Raw genomic sequence first — 4418 nt, 5'->3', positions numbered from 1 at the left:
CCAGTGGTCCAGTTTTTGGGGTCCACTATACATCACACGGCCTGCAATGACTCCCTACCGGAACACACACAGAAATAACCGAGAAAGTATAGACATAAGTCACTACTTACGCGCATCAAATCACTACCATTGACCACATAAAGTTGCGGGTTCCGGTAGCTGTATTGCATATATCCCATGCACAACCACTAGAGATATCAGAAGAACTCAGTGAACGGAGCTTGCAAAATTGTTGTGTCAGTAGTTATTTGTTGAGGTTGAGGGTTGCGGTTTGAATGATTCAAATACACATGTTCCAAGTAAAGAGCCCAGAATAGATCGTCGCAGCTTATTAAAGCTGGGAGCTGCCGGAGCAGCAACAGCTCTCGTTGCAGGAGCTCCTTCAGCGGCTCAGGCTAATAGTGGCAGAGGAAGCCTTGGGGTCGTTGCACACGATGATTTCCCTATAGAAATCAGCCCCGACTATAAGCGATTCGACCACTATCACACGGTTTTAAATCTTGCTGGTCGTCGGGGCATCCCGAATATGGCCCCGTATTATGATAATGACAAACCGGGTTTTGCCATTCCCGATTATGCGATGTCTCTGGCATCAGCAACGGTGTTTTATGACTACCTGAACGACGGGCTGAATAACATTCACGAGGCAACGGATGCCCTGCCTGAGCCCTACACATTCCCCAGCAGTGCCGTAGCCCATGCCCAGATCAAGCGTGCAGCTCGCCTTTTTGGTGCGGACCTTGTAGGCATTACCCGCAGGGATGAGCGATGGGATTACTCGGAGGTGTTACACTCTGAAGGCCGGGTCCGTGGCGAAACAGCCAAACATCAAGGTGGGGGTGTTATGATCCCCGGCGTAAGAAACAGAACCCTGCCCTGGGATGAGGCTCTGCCAGGTTTCAACCCCAAAACCGTTATCGTTATTGGCTGTGAGATGGAGTATGAAGCTCTGACAACAGCCCCAAGCCAGATAGCGGATGCCACGGCAAACCACGCGTATTCCGGGTTAACAAGCATTTTGATGCACATGACTAAATTCCTGAACAACCTGGGTTATAAGTCTGTGCCATCCGTTAATCGCCTTGGGCTCAATATCCCTTATGGTGTCGCTGCCGGTTTAGGGGAGTTGAACCGTATGGGTTTGCTGCACAATTACAAATATGGTTCACGCTTCCGAGTTGCCAGATTGTATACAGAATTAGAGCTGGATGAGTATTTTGATAAACCCGTGACATTTGGCGTGCAGCGATTCTGTGAAAACTGTTTGCACTGTGCTGATAACTGTCCTTCCCAGGCGATATCCCATGATGATAAGCCCACTATCTATACAGCTGAAGATGTAAAAGATCGCCCTTATATGAACCCTGGGGTAAGAAAGTGGTACACGGATGGACAAAAGTGCCACGACTACTGGATTGAATCCGGCACAGCCTGCGGTTCCTGTATTACGACTTGCCCTTATAACAAGCCGAATTTCTGGCACCACAGGTTGATTGATCGTCTCAATACCTTCCTGCCCGGCCGTGCACACAAGTTTATGGCTGATATGGATCTTCTGCACGGCTACGGAAAAGTCTTTGATGCAAAGGCTCCCGCTGTTTTCTGGAACCCTAAAGGTCGTTCATACGACGGTTTGAAAGGATAACGATTATGTCTGGATTCGCTATTTTTACCGGTATTGAAGTTCTCTTCTTCTGGATGGGCGTTGCCTGTCTGGCGACGGTTCAGGGCCTGGCCTGGCTGCGGTGGAAAAAACAGGCCAGCTGGCCATCTCTGGCGGTTCTGACTGCAGGGTCAGCCACGATTTTGTTTGCTATTGCCTGGGCGGTGAGTTCTGTTCTTGAGAAAGAGCCACAGTCCGCGTCTATGAGCCTGATAGTGATTCTTCTTCCAGGGTTGATTCTGACTACGCTGGGTGGGCGGATGGCTCTGAAGTCAGCCTGATTCAAATAACTGCTGCTACCGTTGTTGATGACGATGGTAGCAGCTTCATTACATCAATAGATGCACAGTACCCATACTCGCGCGGTCAGAGCTATCAAAACAGGAACGCCTGTATCGAAAACGACTTAAGTCAGTGGTGTTGAGGCTCGACTAACTTGATATATTCCTTGTTGACTGCCATACCTTCTATCCCTTTTACCATGCCAGTTTGTGGGGTGAGTTGTGTTAAGGGTTTATGGAAGACAGCGTTTCCTCTACGCCAGTTTTTTCCTCCTGGCTTTGGGGTTTTGTGCAAATGTGCTGGGCACAGGGGAATGCAAAGCAGACCCGAGTATAGCTCTGAAGAATAAATATAATGAGCACGATTTTCTGGCTGCCTGCCGCGAAGGTAATGTGGATGTGGTGCGGTATTTTTTAGATCAAGATGATTTTGATGCTAACGAACAGTTTATCAGTGGAGTAACTGGCATACCTGTTCACGGCCTGTTTCTGGCGGCTCAAGAAAGCCGTGTTGAAGTGCTCCAGAGTTTAATAGATGCAGGAGCAGACGTGAATCAAACATATAAAAGGGCCTCGCCTTTGTTAGTGGCCGCTCAAAATGGCGATGTCAGGGTGGTTGAAATCCTGGTGAACACCCAGGGTGTGGATGTGAATCAGGCACAATACAACGATTTTACGCCTTTGTTTCTCGCCGCTCAAAATGGTCATGCCAAGATAGTTGAACTCTTATTACGTGCTCAGAGGATCGCTGTGAATTGGGCACAAAGTGATGGTTCCACGGCTTTATTTATAGCCGCTCAAAATGGTTATCCTGATATCGTTGAGATGTTGCTCACAGGTGGTGCTGATTACACATTAAAATGGCGTTTTTGGAAATTCATTACCAGAAGCCCACTGGATGTGGCAAGACGCAGCAGGCCCTGGATCAGGAGAAAAAAACCTGACGAGTATGACAGATATACGCGAATCATTAATGTGCTCACGCAGGCAACTGAATCAGTAACAACCTCACCCCTCTCTGAAAAAACACCTTTATTAGAGGCGTTTTCCGCTCTCAGATTGCAAAACGACTCAAAGTAATGCTGGATTCAAGCACTAAGTACCCATCAGGCTTCGCTCTTGTTCCTGTGCCACTGGTGACCAGTCAAACTCTTTCGCCCAGACGAAGTTATCCGGGAGGGTTAATGTATCGAGTTTCATCAGATTGCCCTTCCCCCTCTGTGGGAAAGCAATGGCCAGATCACTTAGGAATAAATAACAAAACATAGATATAAGTCATTATTTTTATGCACAAAAACACTACTATTGCGTGCAAAACCTGTATGCCTAAATGATTGTATTACTAGTTACCCCGTAGCTGACAAGTAGAAGTATCAAAGAGGCTTCATAAATAATTGCTTTTTGAGGATCGCGGTTTGAATGATTCAAATGCACATGTTCCAAGTAAGGAACCCAAGTTAGATCGTCGCAGTTTATTAAAGCTGGGAGCTGCCGGAGCAGCAACAGCTCTCGTTGCAGGGGCCCCTTCAGCGGCTCAAGCAAGTAGTGGCAGCAGAGGAGGCCTTGGTGTTGTCTCACACGATGACTTCCCTGTAGAGGTCAGCCCTGATTATAAGCGATTTGACCACTACCACAGTGTTTTCAGCCGTGCTGGTCGCCGGGGTATTCCGAATATGGCCCCGTATTACGACAACGACAAACCAGGTTTTACCATCCCTGATTATGCGATGTCCCTGTCATCAACAGCCGTGTTTTATGACTACCTGAACGGCGGACTGGATGAAATTCATGAGGCAACGAACGCACTCCCTGAACCCTATAAGTTTCCCAACAGTGCCATAGCCCATGCCCAGATCAAACGCGCAGCACGCCTCTTTGGTGCAGATCTTGTAGGTATTACCCGCAGGGATGAGCGGTGGGATTACTCGGAGGTGTTACACCCTGAAGGCAGGGTACGTGGCGAAGTGTCCAAACCTCAAGGCGGTGGCGTTATGACCCCGGGAGTGAGAAACAGAACACTGCCCTGGGAAGAGGCTCTGCCAAACTTCAACCCCAAAACCGTTATTGTTATTGGCTTTGAGATGGAGTATGAAGCTCTGCGAACAGCCCCTAGCCAGATCGCGGATGCCACGGCGAACTTCGCATACTCTGGGCTAACCAGTATCTTGATGCACCTGACCAAATTCCTGAACAATCTGGGTTATAAATCTGTGCCATCAGTCAACCGCCTTGGGCTCAATATCCCTTACGGTGTAGCCGCCGGTTTAGGAGAATTGAACCGCATGGGCACGCTGCAGAATTATAAATACGGTACACGCTTCCGGCTTGCCAGACTGTATACCGAGCTGGAGCTGGATGAATATTTGGATAAGCCTGTCACATTCGGTGTGCAAAGCTTCTGTGAAAACTGCCTGCACTGTGCAGATAAATGTCCGTCTCAAGCGATATCCAGTGATGATAAGCCCACTATGTAC

At 48.4% G+C, this 4418-nt stretch carries 3 protein-coding genes and 1 pseudogene; all 4 read left to right on the top strand.

The annotated features are described in order from the left end of the window. The first annotated feature begins 271 nt into the window (after window positions 1-271). On the top strand, window positions 272-1645 hold the full coding sequence (locus tag E1189_RS06690) for a reductive dehalogenase (protein WP_155159263.1): 1374 nt from the start codon (window positions 272-274) through the stop codon (window positions 1643-1645). A 5-nt stretch (window positions 1646-1650) separates the two neighbouring features. Beyond that, window positions 1651-1944 carry a hypothetical protein gene (locus E1189_RS06685; protein ID WP_155159262.1) on the top strand — a complete coding sequence of 98 codons (294 nt, stop codon included), beginning with the start codon at window positions 1651-1653 and terminating at the stop codon, window positions 1942-1944. 222 nt (window positions 1945-2166) lie between these two features. Continuing rightward, on the top strand, window positions 2167-3024 hold the full coding sequence (locus tag E1189_RS06680) for an ankyrin repeat domain-containing protein (RefSeq protein WP_155159261.1): 858 nt from the start codon (window positions 2167-2169) through the stop codon (window positions 3022-3024). 335 nt (window positions 3025-3359) lie between these two features. Beyond that, window positions 3360-4418, top strand: a pseudogene (locus E1189_RS06675) (reductive dehalogenase domain-containing protein); the annotation flags it as partial.

Source organism: Parendozoicomonas verongulae (genome assembly GCF_009711465.1).
Lineage (GTDB): Bacteria > Pseudomonadota > Gammaproteobacteria > Pseudomonadales > Endozoicomonadaceae > Sansalvadorimonas > Sansalvadorimonas verongulae.
The sequence above is the reverse complement of the archived record's forward strand: the minus strand, read 5'-3'. Positions and strand labels throughout refer to the sequence as shown.

Bases quoted from the DNA above. Each gene is read 5' to 3' on its own strand.
- E1189_RS06685 (WP_155159262.1), top strand. From the start codon at position 1,651: ATGTCTGGATTCGCTATTTTTACCGGTATTGAAGTTCTCTTCTTCTGG.